Source organism: Pseudomonas sp. SIMBA_041, from assembly GCF_046535095.1.
Classification (GTDB): domain Bacteria; phylum Pseudomonadota; class Gammaproteobacteria; order Pseudomonadales; family Pseudomonadaceae; genus Aquipseudomonas; species Aquipseudomonas mucoides.
On record NZ_JAWRXJ010000003.1, the window covers coordinates 158,921 to 172,899 of the forward strand.

Below are 13,979 nucleotides of genomic sequence, written 5' to 3' on the forward strand. Positions count from 1 at the left end.
GTCATTGACCTCCGGCCATTCTGGTCAGTGGGGCCATGCCGGAACTCATGGCCCGATTGATGGTTCCGGAAATCGCGGCACCGCTGCCACCACCGTGGCCGGCGCTCATGCCAGGCATCCCGTTGGGATTGGTCACGACATTGAGGCCTGGCATGCTGCCACCGGTTGAATTTGGATTGATGTTGCCGCTGATGGTCGAGCCGCTGGCAATGCTGGCGAAATCACCGTCAGTCAACTCGGTGTTGCTCATGGTCGACGTGATGCGTGCCGAAGGGTTGGCATTGACGGTGGTCGGGTAGGGGTCTTTGCCGCCAGTGCGGCCAATTGGGACGGGTTGGACATCACGTGTGAGAACGATGACGCCATTGCCATCAGCCTGAGCGTTGAGGCTGAGTACCGACGTGGCGGCACATCCGATCAGCAGTAGGCAGGTCATGCCTTTATTGAAAGTCCCCACGGCAGCAATTCCTTCTTTTGTGGGCTGGCCCTTGTCAGCGTTGGGAAGGAGAGAGCGAAAGCTGTGCCGCTTTTGAATTGTCGTTTTAATTCAACGGGTTAACATTTTGTGAAAAGCGCGCGATACGTCCGCTGTTTCATGGCTGAGACAAGCTCGACAGGGTTTGGCTGAACAATCGCGACGCAAAGCTCTGGAACAAGGGTTTGCGAGGATGTGTTTCAAGCGCTTAACAAGAGTCATGACAAGATGATGAAGGGCGCTGAAATGGCCTGTTTGCGGGTAGATGAGTGTTTCACGAATGGACACTCTTGCCCCAAAACAGGGGAAATGGCTGGGGAAATCGACCCAAAACCGGCTCAGGAAACCAGCAGTCGGGTGACCGCATCAAAGGCCTGCCCCCGGCGGTTTTCCCAGCTTCCCCGCAGGACCTGAAACGGTTGGCGGTGCTGTTCGAGCCAAAGGTGAGTTGCCTTGAAAAATTCCAGGCGCTCACTCAGTTCGGGCTGACAGCGCTGGCCGTCATCTGTCCAGTCGACGTGCTCCGGCGATAGCAGCAGGTGAAAATCGTAATGGCGAGCCAATAATGCCGGCTCAAGCCATTCAGGGCAGTCGCCAAACAAGGTCTGGCTCCAGAGGATATTGCTCAGCAAATGAGTGTCGAGAATCAACAGCCGGGGCTGCCGGGAGCGGGCTTCATCTTCCCATTGCAACTGGCCGCGGGCGATGTCGGAAATATCCCCCAGGCAGGTGTCGCGTGGGTTCTGCTCAATGAACCAGCGCACGTATTCATCAACCCGCACACCGCCGAAATGGCCCTGTAACTCAGCCGCCAGCCAGCTCTTGCCACTGGATTCGGGCCCCGTGAGCACCAGCACCTTCATGCGCGCAGTACCGGGTCGGCACGCCATTCACGCCAGCCTTGCACGGCCAGCAGCAGGAACAGCGCATAGAGGGCCGACGTGAGGTACATGCCTTTGTAGATGAACAGCCCGACGAAAATGACATCGACGGCGATCCACAGCGGCCAGCATTGCACGCGTTTTTGCGCCATCCACAGTTGCGCGACCAGGCTGAACCCCGTGAGTGCAGCGTCGAGCCATGGCTGGGCAGCATCGGTCCAGTGCGCCATGGCGGCGCCCAACAGCACACTGCCCAGCGCGCCGACCGCGAGGCCCAAAGCGACTGATTTCGAGTCAAGCCGGCTGACCTGCCGACCGGTATTCGCTTCGCCTGCACGGGTCCATTGCCACCAGCCATAGAGTTGCAGCGCGGCGTAGATCACTTGCAGGAGCATGTCCGAATAGAGCTTCACCTCAAAAAAGATCCAGCTGTACAGCAGGACCATGACCAGGCCAATTGGCCAACACCAGGGGTTCTGTTTGACCGTCAACCAGACGGCGATCACACCGAGGGCAGCGGCAAACAGTTCAAGCCCGGACATGGAGGTTCCTTGGGGAGAGCGAAGTGGGGGGCGGATTGTACCGGCAGCCGCCGCCAAGTAGAACCTGCAGGCTAGTAGCAGCTGTCGAGCAGCGCGAGGCTGCGTTCGGCAGCGCAGCTGTCGTAAACCCTGTACACGCGGTCTGACTCAAACACCGCGCTGCCTGAATTCACGACGACTTCGTCGCCGAACGCAGCCTCCCGTTGTTCGACAGCTGCTACAGGGGGGTTACACGCGAAATTGCTTGAGCAAACCGTTCAACTGCTCGCTCAGGTCTTTCAGCCGAACACTGGCCACACTCGATTGCTCCGCTGCCAACGCGGTGCTGTGGGACAAGCCCGCGGCCTGGGTCACGTTCTGATTGATGTCTTCCACCACATGGGCCTGCTGCAACGTCGCGCTGGCGATAGACGCGTTCAGCCCGTTGAGGTTGCGTAACGCCTGGCCAATCGCATTCAGGCTCGCACCGGCCAGACCGGCTTGTTCGATGGTCAGTTGGGAGGCGCGGCTGCTGTCGCCGATGACCTTGACCGCCGCCTCCGAATGGCTTTGCAGGCGTTCGATCATCGACTGGATTTCCGCCGTGGACTTCTGCGTGCGCTGGGCCAGCAGGCGCACTTCATCGGCCACCACCGCGAACCCGCGACCCTGCTCACCGGCCCGGGCCGCTTCGATGGCGGCGTTGAGGGCGAGCAGGTTGGTTTGCTCGGCGATGGAGCGGATCACCTCCAGGACGCTGCCGATCTGCGTGCTTTCCGTTGCCAGGGTACGAATCACCTCGACTGCCTGATCGATGGTGCCGGACAGTTTGTCGATCTGCTGCAAGCTGCCGTCGATGTTGATCTGGCCTTGCTGCGCTTGGGATTCGGCATCGCGCATTTCGCTGGCCGCATGCTCGGCGTTCTTCGCCACATCCTGCACGCCATAGGTCACTTCATTAATCGCCGTGGCCACCAGTTCCATCTGCTGCGACTGTTGCTGGCTGCGTTGCTGAGCCTGGGCAGCGTCATTACCCAACTCACTGGACGACTGACCCAACGCACTGGCGGACACCTGCAGCTCGGTGATCACCAGGCGCAGCTTGGTGGTAAACGCGTTGAAGTGTCGTGCCAGTTGCGCCACTTCGTCCCGGCCGTGGGTATCGAGGCTGCGGGTCAGGTCACTTTCACCGCTGGCGATATTGGCCATGGCGTTCACGGTGTCTTGGAGCGGGCGCACAATACTGCGGGCAATCAGGATCACCAACAGCGCCATCACCAGCGCGATGACCACGCCGAGGAAAGTGGCCTTCCATACCTGGCCGTTAAATTCGGCCTGCGTGTCGTCGATGTACACGCCCGAGCCAATCACCCAGCCCCAAGGCTCGAAGAGTTTGACGTAAGAGGTTTTTTCCACCGGGGCACTGGCGCCCGGTTTCGGCCAGCGGTAGTTGACCATGCCGGCGCCCTTGGCCTTGGCCACGGCGACCATTTCGTTAAACACCGCAAAACCGTCCGGGTCGCGGATGGCCGAGAGGTTCTGGCCGTCCAGCTTGGGGTTGGCCGGGTGCATGATCATCACCGGCGTCAGGTCGTTGATCCAGAAATAGTCGCTCTGGTCGTAGCGCAGTCCGCGAACCGCGGTCAGTGCCTGTTTCTGCGCGGCCTCGCGCGTGAGGGTGCCGGCCGTTTCCAGGTCATGGTAGTAATTCAAAATGCCGCTGGCGGTCTGTACCACGTGCTGGGTTTTCAGCGCCTTGGCCTGATAAAGGTCGTCGTGAATCTGCTTGAGCATCAACATGCCCAACGTCAGCAGCATCACCACCGACACGATCAAGATGAGCCACAAGCGTCGGCTGATCGACACACTGCGCAAGCTGTTCATAACGCGGTTACTCCAGTTTTCTTTTTATTGTCATAAACCAATGCCCGCATCCAACCACGCTTTGCCGGTCGGGCCTATGCGACCCAAGTCCTATTCCGCAGCAGCGTTTTAAAGGCTTGTCTGATAGGATTTCGGCCCCGCGCGGAAAAACCTGAATCACGCTCGATTTTTCACGGAATTTTTACGGTTTCGTCTGGATCCTGTGCGCGCGGAACTTCAACTACGCTCAGCGCGATGAACGTTTAAATAAAACTAACGGGGCATGCCTGGGGGCATTGCTTTTGGGGGATTGATGGATCTTTGGACCGCCTTTCAGGCATTGATACTTGGCGTAGTAGAAGGGCTGACAGAGTTTCTGCCCATTTCCAGTACCGGGCACCAGATCATCGTCGCCGACTTGCTCAACTTTGGTGGTGAGCGGGCTATCGCGTTCAACATCATTATCCAGTTGGGTGCAATCCTGGCGGTGGTGTGGGAGTTTCGTCGCAAGATTCTCGATGTGGTCACCGGTTTGCCAACGCAACCGAGCGCGCGTCGCTTCACCGCCAACCTGCTGATCGCCTTCATGCCGGCGGTGGTATTGGGGGTGATTTTCTCCGACCTGATTCACCATTACCTGTTCAACCCGATTACCGTCGCGACGGCGTTGGTGGTGGGCGGTGTGATTATGTTGTGGGCCGAGAAACGCCAACATCAGGTGCATGCCGAAACCGTCGACGAGATTACCTGGCAAGATGCGCTGAAAGTCGGTTTCGCCCAATGCCTGGCCATGATTCCAGGGACATCGCGTTCCGGGTCGACCATCATCGGCGGGTTGCTGTTTGGCCTGTCGCGCAAGACCGCTACCGAGTTCTCGTTCTTCCTGGCGATGCCGACCATGGTCGCGGCGGCGGTGTATTCGGGGTTCAAATACCGCCACCTGTTCGTGCCGGCTGATTTTCCAGTGTTCGCGATCGGTTTCGTGACAGCCTTCATCTTCGCGATGATCGCGGTCCGTGGCCTGCTCAAGTTCATCGCCAGCCACAGCTACGCAGCGTTCGCCTGGTACCGCATTGTGTTCGGCCTGGTCATTCTGGCCACTTGGCAGTTCGGCTGGGTTGACTGGTCCGCGGCCAAGCCATGAGTGACGCCGGCAGGCACCACGACCCCGGACGCAGGTCCGGGGGAGAGCGCATCCAGAACCTGCGGCTCAAACTGCTGGTTTTCGCAGTGCTGTGCGCGTTGCCGCTGTTTGGGTCGGTGTCACTCTGGCTGCGTGGGGTGTCGCTGATTCCGCTGGCGGCATACGGGATCGTCAGTGTGCTGGCGTTTTTCCTGTACTGGAGCGACAAACGCAAGGCCCGCACCGACGCCTGGCGCACGCCGGAAAACGTCTTGCACGCGGTCGAACTGGCCGGTGGCTGGCCCGGCGCCTTGCTGGCCCAGCAGGTGTTTCGGCACAAGACCCGCAAAGTCTCCTATCAACTGCTGTTCTGGCTGATTGTGTTGCTGCACCAGGTGTTCTGGATCGATCAGATGTTTCTCGGCGCGAATCTGTTGGCTTTGTTTTAAAGCAGCAGTCCCACCTGGGTGCGCTTGGGCAGTTTACTCACCACCAATTGGTGGGACCGTTGCAATAAGCCTTGCAGTTCTTCGGCGCCCAGCGGGTAGGGCGTTTGCATGATGATCCACTGGGCTCTCGCCAGATAGGGAGCCGGGTGGATGCCCGGTCGATCGCAATGCCCCAGGAACAGGTCCTTGTCGACTTTGAAGGCCAGGGAATCGCCGCGCAAGTTCTGCAACGCGAACATCTTGTTTCCGGCAATCGAAAATACCCGTACACCGCCCCATTTATAGTCTTCCCGCGCACCCGGCAGCGCGAGACAGAACTGCGCGACATCCTCTTCGTTCATACGTCCAGCCTTCATATCAAACGGTCCCCACAGGCGCTGAATGTTTCGATCAAATGGTCGAGCCAGGCACGAACCGCCGGCATCACCCCGCGCCGGTGAGGGTAGACCGCTTGCAGCCAGCCGCCAGGCAACGACCAATCGGGCAACAGTTGAACCAGCGAACCGTCTTCCAGCTCCGGCTCGCAATACATCATCGGCAACAGGGTAAAACCCTGGCCGGCGAGGGTGCAGGCCTTGCGCACGATAAAGTCATCGATGCCCAGCCGCGCCTCCATGCTGAGATCGACACTTTTGCCCTGTTGATCCAGCAGGCGGATATGCACCATGCGGTCGGCTTCAAGGGCGCCGAGCACCGGCAGGGTTTTCAGGTCTTCGGGGTGATTGATTTCACGTTCGTGCAAAAACGCCGGGGTGGCGACCATGGCCATTTGTGCCTGGCGCAGGCGTCGGGTCACCAGCAGCGGATCTTCGTCGCCAAGCTCTCGCACGCGCAAGGCGACATCGACGCCTTCAGTCACCAGGTCGACCCGGCGATTGAGCAGCATCACTTCCAGTTGCACCTGCGGATACTTCTCAAGAAATCGGGCGATGACCGTCGGCAACATTTCATGCGCGAGGCCCACGGGGCAGGACACTCGCAAGCGCCCACGTGGTTCGCTGGACATGCTGGCCACCGCTTCATCGGCCATTTCCGCTTCCAGCAGCATCGCCTGACAGTGCCGCAGGTAGCGCTCGCCCACAGCGGTCAGCTTGAGTTGCCGGGTAGTGCGTTGCAGCAGGCGCGCACCGAGGCGTTCTTCCAGTTCGGCGATACGCCGCGACAGGCGCGACTTGGGAATCCCGAGCAAACGCCCGGCGGCCGCGAAACCGCCGGCTTCCACCACCTTGGCGAAATAGTAGAGATCATTGAGGTCTTGCATGACGGCAGTCCGATTGTTCTATCAGTGGGACGAACTATCGCATTGTTGCGGTCTAATCAGCCATTGGTTTCGTCTGTAGGATTCACTCCATCAGATCGCCCCGTGGCGGTCCTCACCTGGAGATCCCACATGAAACTGTTGCATATCGATTCGAGCATTCTTGGTGACAACTCGGCTTCCCGCCTGCTGAGCAGCGAAGTCGTCAAAGCCTGGCAAACCGCAGAGCCAAGCGCCGTGGTCACTTACCGCGACCTGGCCGCCGATGCCATCAGCCATTTCTCCGCCACGACCCTTGTTGCCGCGGGCACTACCGCCGAACTGCGCAACGCCGCCCAGCAGCACGAAGCCGAGCTGAGTGCCACTACCCTGGCCGAATTCCTCGCCGCCGATGCCGTGGTGATTGCCGCACCGATGTACAACTTCACCATCCCGACCCAACTCAAGGCCTGGATCGATCGCATCGCCGTTGCCGGTCAGACCTTCCGTTACACCGAAGCCGGTCCTGAAGGCCTGTGCGGCGGCAAGAAAGTCGTGATCGTCTCGACTTCCGGTGGCCTGCATGCCGGTCAGGCCACGGGTGTGGCTCACGAAGAGTACTTGAAAGTACTGTTCGGCTTCATCGGCATCACCGACATTGAATTCGTCCGTGCCCATGGCCTGGCTTACGGTGATGAAGTGCGCACCAAAGCCATGAGCGACGCTCAAGCGCAAATCAGCGAGCAATTGTTCGCCGCCGCGTAAGGCTTGCGTAAAAACGCAAAACAGCTCAGGCAACACCCCAAAAAACTCTGTATTCTGGTCACGCTAGTGCCAGATACGGAGTTTTTTGTTTCTGGCCGTTTCAGGTTGTGGCCCAGGTTATGCAACAGGGGGTAACGCTCCCGTTCTGCAACGACCTTGGTGGCCGCGATTGCTGGTACAAGGCCGCTGCCTCGATCAACCGAGGAGAACGGGCTTTCCGGTCAAGTAACAAAATGGTGGGGCATCCTTATGGTGCGTCTTTGTGCAACGTTACTGTTTTGCCTGCTCAGCAGCCTGAATTCAGTGCACGCCGCGCCTGCGCCACATCCTCACTGGAGCGTCGGCTTCCATGAGATGAGTTTTCTCGACCCTCTCGATTTGCAACCGATGCACGCCATCGCGTTCTATCCCTCCAGTGACCGCGAACACACCAGCAGAATCGAGGGCTACACGGTCGAAGCCGGTGAAGACATCCCGGTGGCTATCGGCCGTTTCCCGATGCTGATGCTGTCCCATGGCAACACCGGAACGCCGTTGGCCCTGCATGACCTCGCCACCTCGCTGGCGCGCAAGGGTTTTGTGGTGGTGGCGGTGATCCATCCCGGCGACAACTCCAAAGACCACAGCCGTCTTGGTACGTTGAGCAATCTTTACGGACGCCCGATCCAGATTTCCGAAGCCATTACCGCCACCCTGGGCGATCGCATGCTTGCGCCGTTCGTCAATGCCAATCAGGTCGGGGTCATCGGCTATTCGGCGGGCGGTGAGACGGCGTTGATCCTGTCGGGTGCTACGCCTGATCTGGATCGTCTGCGTCGTTATTGCGAGGAACGCCCGGACGACCGCGATGCTTGCAACACTAAGGGTGAATTGATTGTGGATCGTGACGATCTTCAACCCGTGGCCGACCCGCGTGTGCGTGCCTTGCTGTTGATGGCGCCGTTGAGTTTGAAGTTCGGCCGTCACACCCTGTCCGAGGTGCATGTGCCGGTGCTGCTGTATAGCGGCGACGGCGACAAACTGGTCGCATTCGACAAGAACGCCGCTGCACTCGCGCGTAAGTTGCCAATTGCCCCTGATTTCAAATTGCTGGCGGGAGCCGGGCACTTCGTGTTCATGGCGCCGTGCAACGAAGAGCAGATCGCCGCCATGCCGGCGCTGTGTACCGACGCCGACGGTGTCGACCGCGAGGGCATCCATCGTGACATGATTTCCGAGGCCGGGCGATTCTTCTCTCGCACCCTGGGCATCGCCACCCGCGCAGGCCTGCAAACCGCAGATCAGTGAAGCACAACCCTTGTAGCAGCTGGCTAGGCCATTGCGCGGCGTTTGAGTAGCAGGGTCAACGCCAATCCGGTCACCGACAACAACGCCGCGCTAAAGAAAATCCACGTGTACCCCATGTTCAACGCCACTGCGCCCATTAATGGTCCGGCGATGGCCAGTGCCAGATCAAAAAACACCGCATAAGCACTCAACCCCGCGCCACGACTGGAATTGGGCACCTGTTTGATCGCTTCAACCCCCAGCGCCGGATAAACCAGCGACAAGCCAAAACCGGTCAGGCCCGCGCCGATCAGCGCATAACCCGTCGAAGGCGCCAGCCACAACAGCACCAGACCCACGGTTTCAATGCTCATACAGGCAATGGCCGAGGTGAATCCGCCGAAACGGCTGATGCTGGAGATGAACAACAGCCGGGCCAAAATGAAGCAGGCACCGAACACGGTGAGGCAATACGCGGCACCGGCCCAGCCACGGCTGACGTAATACAGGGTAATAAAGGTAGTCAACGTGCCATACCCGATGGACGCCAGGCTCAGGCTCGCCCCAAACGGAGCGATTCGCCCGAACACCGCCCAAAAGGGCAGCCGCTCGCCACGAATCACCGGCACTGAGGGTTTGTTGCGGATCAGCAGCAGCGCGGCAAGCGCCAACAGCGACAGCGCGATCCCCAGACTGGCAAAACCATACTCGGCGACCATCACCACCCCCAATGGTGCGCCGATGGCGATGGCGCCGTAAGACGCGATGCCGTTCCAGGAGATGGAACGGGCGGTGTGCTCGGCGCCGACCTGGCCCATGCACCAACTGATGGTGCCGACGCCGATCAGTCCCTGGGCGATCCCGAGCAGCAAGCGACCGGCGATCAGGATCAATAGACTCAGCAAGGGCATGCTCTGCAGCAACGTCGACATCAGCGTCAACACGCCGCTCAGCACAATCCCCGACAACCCGTAGACAATCGCCCGCTTGGTGCCAATGCTGTCCGACATGCGCCCGGCCATCGGCCGGCTGAGCAGGGTGGCCAGGTATTGCGAACCAATGGTCAGCCCCGCGATGATCGCACTGAAGCCCAGTTGCTCATGAACATAGCCTGGCAACACCGCAATCGGCAGGCCGATGCAGAGGAAGGCAATAAAGGTATAAAAAACGATGGAGACGATCTGCAGGGTGATCGCCAGGGAGCTTTGCGGGGGCTGTTGCTGCGCAGACATGTGGGCTCGTTCGCGGGCGGCGGTGGGAGAGCTGCATCATGGCGTGGGCTGGGAATAAAAGGAAGCAGGCTAACTATATTCTCCACGCCGAGCGTGGGAACGATCACCACTTGGCCCTGAAATGCAAAAAGCCCCGTCACATGGACAGGGCTTTTACTTGCCGCTTGCAGCTTGAAACTAATCGCTGCTCTTAAAACACCACACCCTGGCTACGCAGGTAATCGTCATAAGTACCGCTGAAGTCGATCACGCCACTAGGGCTCAACTCGATGATGCGGGTCGCCAACGACGATACGAACTCACGGTCGTGGCTGACGAAGATCAGCGTGCCCGGGTAGTTCTCCAGCGCCAGGTTCAGCGCCTCGATGGATTCCATGTCCAAGTGGTTGGTCGGTTCGTCCATGATCAGCACGTTCGGCTTTTGCAGGATCAGCTTGCCGAACAGCATGCGACCTTGCTCACCACCGGAGATGACCTTGACCGACTTGAGGATCTCGTCGTTGGAGAACAGCATGCGGCCGAGGGTGCCACGAACGATTTGCTCGCCGCCCTGGGTCCATTGGCCCATCCAGTCGAACAGGTTGCAGTCGTCTTCGAAGTCGTGCGCGTGGTCCTGAGCGTAGTAGCCCAGTTCCGCTGCGTCGGTCCACTTCACCGTACCGGCATCCGGGGTCAGTTCGTTGACCAGGGTGCGCAGCAGGGTGGTTTTACCGATACCGTTCGGGCCGATGATCGCCACGCGCTCGCCGGCTTCAACCTGGAAGCTGAAGTCCTTGAACAGGGTCTTGCCGTCGAAGCCTTTGGCCATGCGCTCGACGATGACCGCCTGACGGTGCAGCTTCTTGGTTTGTTCGAAACGGATGAACGGGCTCACACGGCTCGAAGGCTTGACCTCGGCCAGTTGGATCTTGTCGATCGCCTTGGCGCGGGAGGTCGCTTGCTTGGCTTTCGAGGCGTTGGCCGAGAAGCGGCTGACGAACGATTGCAGCTCGGAAATCTGCGCCTTCTTCTTGGCGTTGTCCGACAGCAGTTGCTCGCGGGACTGGGTCGCCACGGTCATGTACTCGTCGTAGTTGCCCGGGAACAGACGCAGTTCGCCGTAATCCAGGTCAGCCATGTGGGTGCACACGCTGTTCAGGAAGTGACGGTCGTGAGAGATGATGATCATCAGGCTGGAGCGCTGGGTCAGAATGTTTTCCAGCCAGCGGATGGTGTTGATGTCCAGGTGGTTGGTCGGTTCGTCGAGCAACAGCACTTCAGGATCGGAGAACAGCGCCTGCGCCAGCAATACGCGCAGTTTCCAGCCTGGGGAAACTTCGCTCATCGGGCCAAAGTGCTGCTCGATGCCGATACCCAGGCCCAGCAACAGCTCGCCGGCACGGGATTCGGCGGTGTAGCCGTCCATTTCGGCGAATTCGGTTTCCAGCTCGGCCACGGCCATGCCGTCTTCTTCGGTCATTTCCGGCAGCGAGTAGATGCGATCGCGCTCGGCCTTGACCTTCCACAGCTCTTCGTGACCCATGATCACGGTATCGATCACGGTGAATTCTTCGTAGGCGAACTGGTCCTGGCGCAATTTACCCAGACGCACGTTCGGCTCGAGCATGACCTGGCCGCCGGATGGCTCGAGGTCGCCACCGAGGATTTTCATGAAAGTCGACTTGCCGCAACCGTTGGCGCCGATCAGGCCGTAGCGGTTGCCCGCGCCGAACTTGACCGAAACGTTTTCGAATAGCGGCTTGGCGCCGAACTGCATCGTGATGTTAGCTGTAGAGATCAAAGGTTTTTCCTGCGAAGCATTCAGAGTAGCTAGGGTTGCGGCAGTACCGATTCAGTACCCGTTTCCGGTATTCAAACCACGGGAAATGCATCCCGGTCAGAAGCGGAAGGTCCATCTGGCAATAAGTGGACAGCAGCATATGGAGCGCTTGGCCCGAGTCGAAGTGCGCTGAGACGGGGTTCATTCCCGTCATCAACCAAGGGGGGCGCGTAATGTTTGGCGGCGATTGTACTGGTCTGGCTCTCTAAACGATAGGGCGTTGAGACCGCTTGGGCGCATTGACAGTACCAGCGGACAGATTTTCACATTTGCAAGCTAACTATTTGTTACAGAGAGTGGCTAAAATGCGATTTTTCACCCGATGCCGACAGCCGGCGCAGGCTCAAGGACGCGCTACCGGGTTCGCTGTCTGGTTTTCAGACGCTGCACAAGACCCTTGGCCAATGGGTTGGCCGGGAAGGCAGTTTGTTCACTTCAGACGTGTGACGATTTCTGTGAAACTGATCATCGCCCTTGTTTACATAGTTTCCATTGCGTACGTCCACCTGCGCGGTCGCGTGCGCCACAAACTGGGGCGCCAGTTGAGTGATCACTCTTCGTTTCTGGCGCCGCTCAATTGCTTCCTTTATCTGTTCTCGAAAATTCCGGGCAAGCCTTATCTCAATCCGGCGGATTTCCCAGACCTGAGCCCGTTGCAGGCGCATTGGCAAGAAATTCGTGCTGAAGGCCAAAACCTGCTGAAGGCGGGGGAGATCAAGCGCGCGGATCAGTACAACGACGTTGGCTTCAACTCGTTCTTCAAGACCGGGTGGAAGCGGTTTTACCTGAAGTGGTACGGCGACAGCCATCCTTCGGCAATGAAACTCTGCCCACGTACCACGGAGCTGGTCCAGGGCATCGGCTCGATCAAGGCCGCGATGTTCGCCGAACTGCCGCCGGGTTCGAAACTGGTCCGTCACCGTGACCCTTATGCCGGTTCTTACCGTTATCACCTGGGGCTGGAGACGCCGAACGATGCTGGTTGCTACATCAATGTCGACGGCGAGAAGTACCACTGGCGCGACGGCGAAGCGGTGATGTTCGACGAAACATTCATTCATTACGCAGAGAACACCACGCAACAGAACCGGATCATTCTGTTCTGTGACGTCGAGCGTCCGATGAAGTATGGCTGGGCGGCGGCGTTTAATGGGTGGTTCAGCCGTAACGTGATGGCGGCGGCCGGGGCGCCGAATGATGAGGGCGACAGGACAGGGGGGATTAACCGTCTGTTCACCAGAATCTACAAGATTCGTTTGCGGGGCAAAGCGCTGAAGCAGCGTAATCGCAGGCGTTATTACCTGGAAAAGTGGGCGATCTTTGGCGGGTTGCTGGCGGTGTTTGTGCTGATCTGAGTTTAGTGGTGTGGCGGATTAAGCCATCGCGAGCAGGCTCACTCCCACAGTTGATCTGTGGCGTGCACAAATCAACTGTGGGAGCGAGCTTGCTCGCGATAGGGCCATAACAAACACCACAACATTCGAAACTAACCGCGCGAACTTTTCGGGGCTTTTTTCTGCGCCGCCGGCTTGGATTTCCCGGCACCTTTACTTCCCAGGCTACGTTTAAGCAACTCAGTCAAATCAATCACATCCGCCGTTTTGCGCTCCTCTTCACCCGTCGCCGTCTCGACATCCTCAATCTTGCCTTCATTGGCCTTTTTCTCGACCAGCGCCATGATCTTGTCTTCGAAGCTGTCGCGGTAGTCTTCAGGTTTCCAGTCAGCACTCATGTCCTGCACCAGGCGCTTGGCCATATCCAGTTCACCCTTGGCCAGTTCGGGTTTGGTCACTTCGCTGCCCAGTTCAAGGGTATCGAGGCTGCGCACTTCTGCGGGCCAACGCAACATCACCAGCACCATCGCCGACTCCAGCGGCATCAAGGCCGCCAAGTGCTGGCGCGTGTGCAACACCACGTGGGCCAGGGCGACTTTGTTGGTTTTGCTTAGCGTTTCCCGCAACAACGCGTACACCTTGCCGCCGCGTTTATCCGGGGCGAGGTAGTACGGCGTATCGATGTTTTGCAAGGGGATCTGTTCACTGTCGACAAAAGAAAAGATGTCGATGGTTTGCGTGGACAGCGGGTGCGCCGACTTGATTTCCTCTTCACTGAGGACCACGTACCGGCCCTTTTCATACTGCACGCCTTTGACAATATGCTCCTTGGTGACTTCCTTGCCGGTGACCTTGTTCACGCGTTTGTACCCGACCGGCTCCATGCTGCGGTTGTCCAGCCAGTCGAAATCCACCCCTTGGGAAGACGTCGCCGAGACCAGCGCCACAGGGATATGCACCAGCCCGAAACTGATTGCGCCTTTCCAGATTGCCCGTGCCATGGTCGTCTTCTCG

At 58.9% G+C, this 13,979-nt stretch carries 14 protein-coding genes; 5 read left to right on the forward strand and 9 right to left on the reverse strand.

What is annotated here, in order from left to right; all coding sequences use genetic code 11:
• Position 1: 1 nt before the first annotated feature.
• From SB725_RS07875 to SB725_RS07890, 4 genes are all read right to left on the reverse strand, one after another.
• Complete coding sequence (locus SB725_RS07875; RefSeq protein ID WP_027923526.1) at positions 2 to 457, reverse strand: hypothetical protein; 456 nt, start codon at positions 455 to 457, stop codon at positions 2 to 4.
• Positions 458 to 813: 356 nt separating this feature from the next.
• Positions 814 to 1,338, reverse strand: coding sequence for an AAA family ATPase (locus tag SB725_RS07880; RefSeq protein WP_194940382.1), 525 nt, complete (start codon positions 1,336 to 1,338; stop codon positions 814 to 816).
• Positions 1,335 to 1,898, reverse strand: coding sequence for a nicotinamide riboside transporter PnuC (pnuC, locus tag SB725_RS07885; protein WP_027923528.1), 564 nt, complete (start codon positions 1,896 to 1,898; stop codon positions 1,335 to 1,337). Before pnuC ends, SB725_RS07880 begins: the two co-directional genes overlap by 4 nt.
• 228 nt (positions 1,899 to 2,126) lie before the next feature.
• On the reverse strand, positions 2,127 to 3,761 hold the full coding sequence (locus tag SB725_RS07890; RefSeq protein ID WP_027923529.1) for a methyl-accepting chemotaxis protein: 1,635 nt from the start codon (positions 3,759 to 3,761) through the stop codon (positions 2,127 to 2,129).
• A 292-nt stretch (positions 3,762 to 4,053) separates the two neighbouring features.
• Here SB725_RS07890 and SB725_RS07895 point away from each other — a divergent pair, with 292 nt between their 5' ends.
• Both SB725_RS07895 and SB725_RS07900 read left to right on the forward strand, forming a co-directional pair.
• A complete protein-coding gene (locus tag SB725_RS07895; protein ID WP_027923530.1) occupies positions 4,054 to 4,884 on the forward strand; it encodes an undecaprenyl-diphosphate phosphatase in 831 nt (276 codons plus the stop codon).
• Entirely contained in the window at positions 4,881 to 5,312 is a 432-nt protein-coding gene (locus SB725_RS07900) for a DUF1294 domain-containing protein (protein ID WP_410921517.1), read from the forward strand. Before SB725_RS07895 ends, SB725_RS07900 begins: the two co-directional genes overlap by 4 nt.
• Here SB725_RS07900 and SB725_RS07905 read toward each other — a convergent pair.
• Together SB725_RS07905 and SB725_RS07910 are read right to left on the reverse strand one after the other, a co-directional pair.
• Positions 5,309 to 5,668 carry an MmcQ/YjbR family DNA-binding protein gene (locus tag SB725_RS07905; RefSeq protein ID WP_027923532.1) on the reverse strand — a complete coding sequence of 120 codons (360 nt, stop codon included), beginning with the start codon at positions 5,666 to 5,668 and terminating at the stop codon, positions 5,309 to 5,311. The two genes, SB725_RS07900 and SB725_RS07905, sit on opposite strands and share 4 nt — an antisense overlap.
• Complete coding sequence (locus SB725_RS07910; RefSeq protein ID WP_027923533.1) at positions 5,665 to 6,573, reverse strand: LysR substrate-binding domain-containing protein; 909 nt, start codon at positions 6,571 to 6,573, stop codon at positions 5,665 to 5,667. The genes SB725_RS07905 and SB725_RS07910 overlap by 4 nt, the downstream gene beginning before the upstream one ends.
• Positions 6,574 to 6,702: 129 nt before the next feature.
• Between SB725_RS07910 and SB725_RS07915 the strand changes: the two genes are divergently transcribed.
• On the forward strand, positions 6,703 to 7,314 hold the full coding sequence (locus SB725_RS07915; RefSeq protein ID WP_410921518.1) for an FMN-dependent NADH-azoreductase: 612 nt from the start codon (positions 6,703 to 6,705) through the stop codon (positions 7,312 to 7,314).
• Between the two features lie 249 nt (positions 7,315 to 7,563).
• Positions 7,564 to 8,601: an alpha/beta hydrolase family protein gene (locus SB725_RS07920; protein ID WP_027923534.1), complete on the forward strand. Its 1,038-nt coding sequence runs from the start codon at positions 7,564 to 7,566 to the stop codon at positions 8,599 to 8,601.
• Positions 8,602 to 8,624: 23 nt separating this feature from the next.
• On the opposite strand, the gene SB725_RS07925 is transcribed toward SB725_RS07920, so the two are convergent.
• Positions 8,625 to 9,812 carry an MFS transporter gene (locus tag SB725_RS07925; protein ID WP_410921519.1) on the reverse strand — a complete coding sequence of 396 codons (1,188 nt, stop codon included), beginning with the start codon at positions 9,810 to 9,812 and terminating at the stop codon, positions 8,625 to 8,627.
• 190 nt (positions 9,813 to 10,002) lie between these two features.
• Positions 10,003 to 11,592: an ABC-F family ATPase gene (locus SB725_RS07930; RefSeq protein ID WP_080943075.1), complete on the reverse strand. Its 1,590-nt coding sequence runs from the start codon at positions 11,590 to 11,592 to the stop codon at positions 10,003 to 10,005.
• A gap of 494 nt (positions 11,593 to 12,086) precedes the next feature.
• On the opposite strand from SB725_RS07930, the gene lpxO reads away from it, so the two are divergent.
• The gene (lpxO, locus tag SB725_RS07935; protein ID WP_059180895.1) at positions 12,087 to 12,986 is read left to right on the forward strand and encodes a lipid A hydroxylase LpxO; all 900 of its coding nucleotides are present in this window, start codon (positions 12,087 to 12,089) and stop codon (positions 12,984 to 12,986) included.
• A 131-nt stretch (positions 12,987 to 13,117) separates the two neighbouring features.
• On the opposite strand, the gene SB725_RS07940 is transcribed toward lpxO, so the two are convergent.
• A complete protein-coding gene (locus tag SB725_RS07940) occupies positions 13,118 to 13,966 on the reverse strand; it encodes a Ku protein (protein ID WP_059183011.1) in 849 nt (282 codons plus the stop codon).
• Positions 13,967 to 13,979 lie beyond the last annotated feature (13 nt).

What these genes read in the sequence shown, in the direction of transcription:
- SB725_RS07905 (WP_027923532.1), bottom strand. Translation starts at nt 5,668, where the DNA reads ATGAAGGCTGGACGTATGAACGAAGAGGATGTCGCGCAGTTCTGTCTC.
- SB725_RS07880 (WP_194940382.1), bottom strand. Translation starts at nt 1,338, where the DNA reads ATGAAGGTGCTGGTGCTCACGGGGCCCGAATCCAGTGGCAAGAGCTGG.
- SB725_RS07915 (WP_410921518.1), top strand. Translation starts at nt 6,703, where the DNA reads ATGAAACTGTTGCATATCGATTCGAGCATTCTTGGTGACAACTCGGCT.
- SB725_RS07890 (WP_027923529.1), bottom strand. Translation starts at nt 3,761, where the DNA reads ATGAACAGCTTGCGCAGTGTGTCGATCAGCCGACGCTTGTGGCTCATC.
- SB725_RS07910 (WP_027923533.1), bottom strand. Translation starts at nt 6,573, where the DNA reads ATGCAAGACCTCAATGATCTCTACTATTTCGCCAAGGTGGTGGAAGCC.
- SB725_RS07920 (WP_027923534.1), top strand. Translation starts at nt 7,564, where the DNA reads ATGGTGCGTCTTTGTGCAACGTTACTGTTTTGCCTGCTCAGCAGCCTG.
- SB725_RS07895 (WP_027923530.1), top strand. Translation starts at nt 4,054, where the DNA reads ATGGATCTTTGGACCGCCTTTCAGGCATTGATACTTGGCGTAGTAGAA.
- pnuC (WP_027923528.1), bottom strand. Translation starts at nt 1,898, where the DNA reads ATGTCCGGGCTTGAACTGTTTGCCGCTGCCCTCGGTGTGATCGCCGTC.
- SB725_RS07900 (WP_410921517.1), top strand. Translation starts at nt 4,881, where the DNA reads ATGAGTGACGCCGGCAGGCACCACGACCCCGGACGCAGGTCCGGGGGA.
- SB725_RS07940 (WP_059183011.1), bottom strand. Translation starts at nt 13,966, where the DNA reads ATGGCACGGGCAATCTGGAAAGGCGCAATCAGTTTCGGGCTGGTGCAT.
- SB725_RS07925 (WP_410921519.1), bottom strand. Translation starts at nt 9,812, where the DNA reads ATGTCTGCGCAGCAACAGCCCCCGCAAAGCTCCCTGGCGATCACCCTG.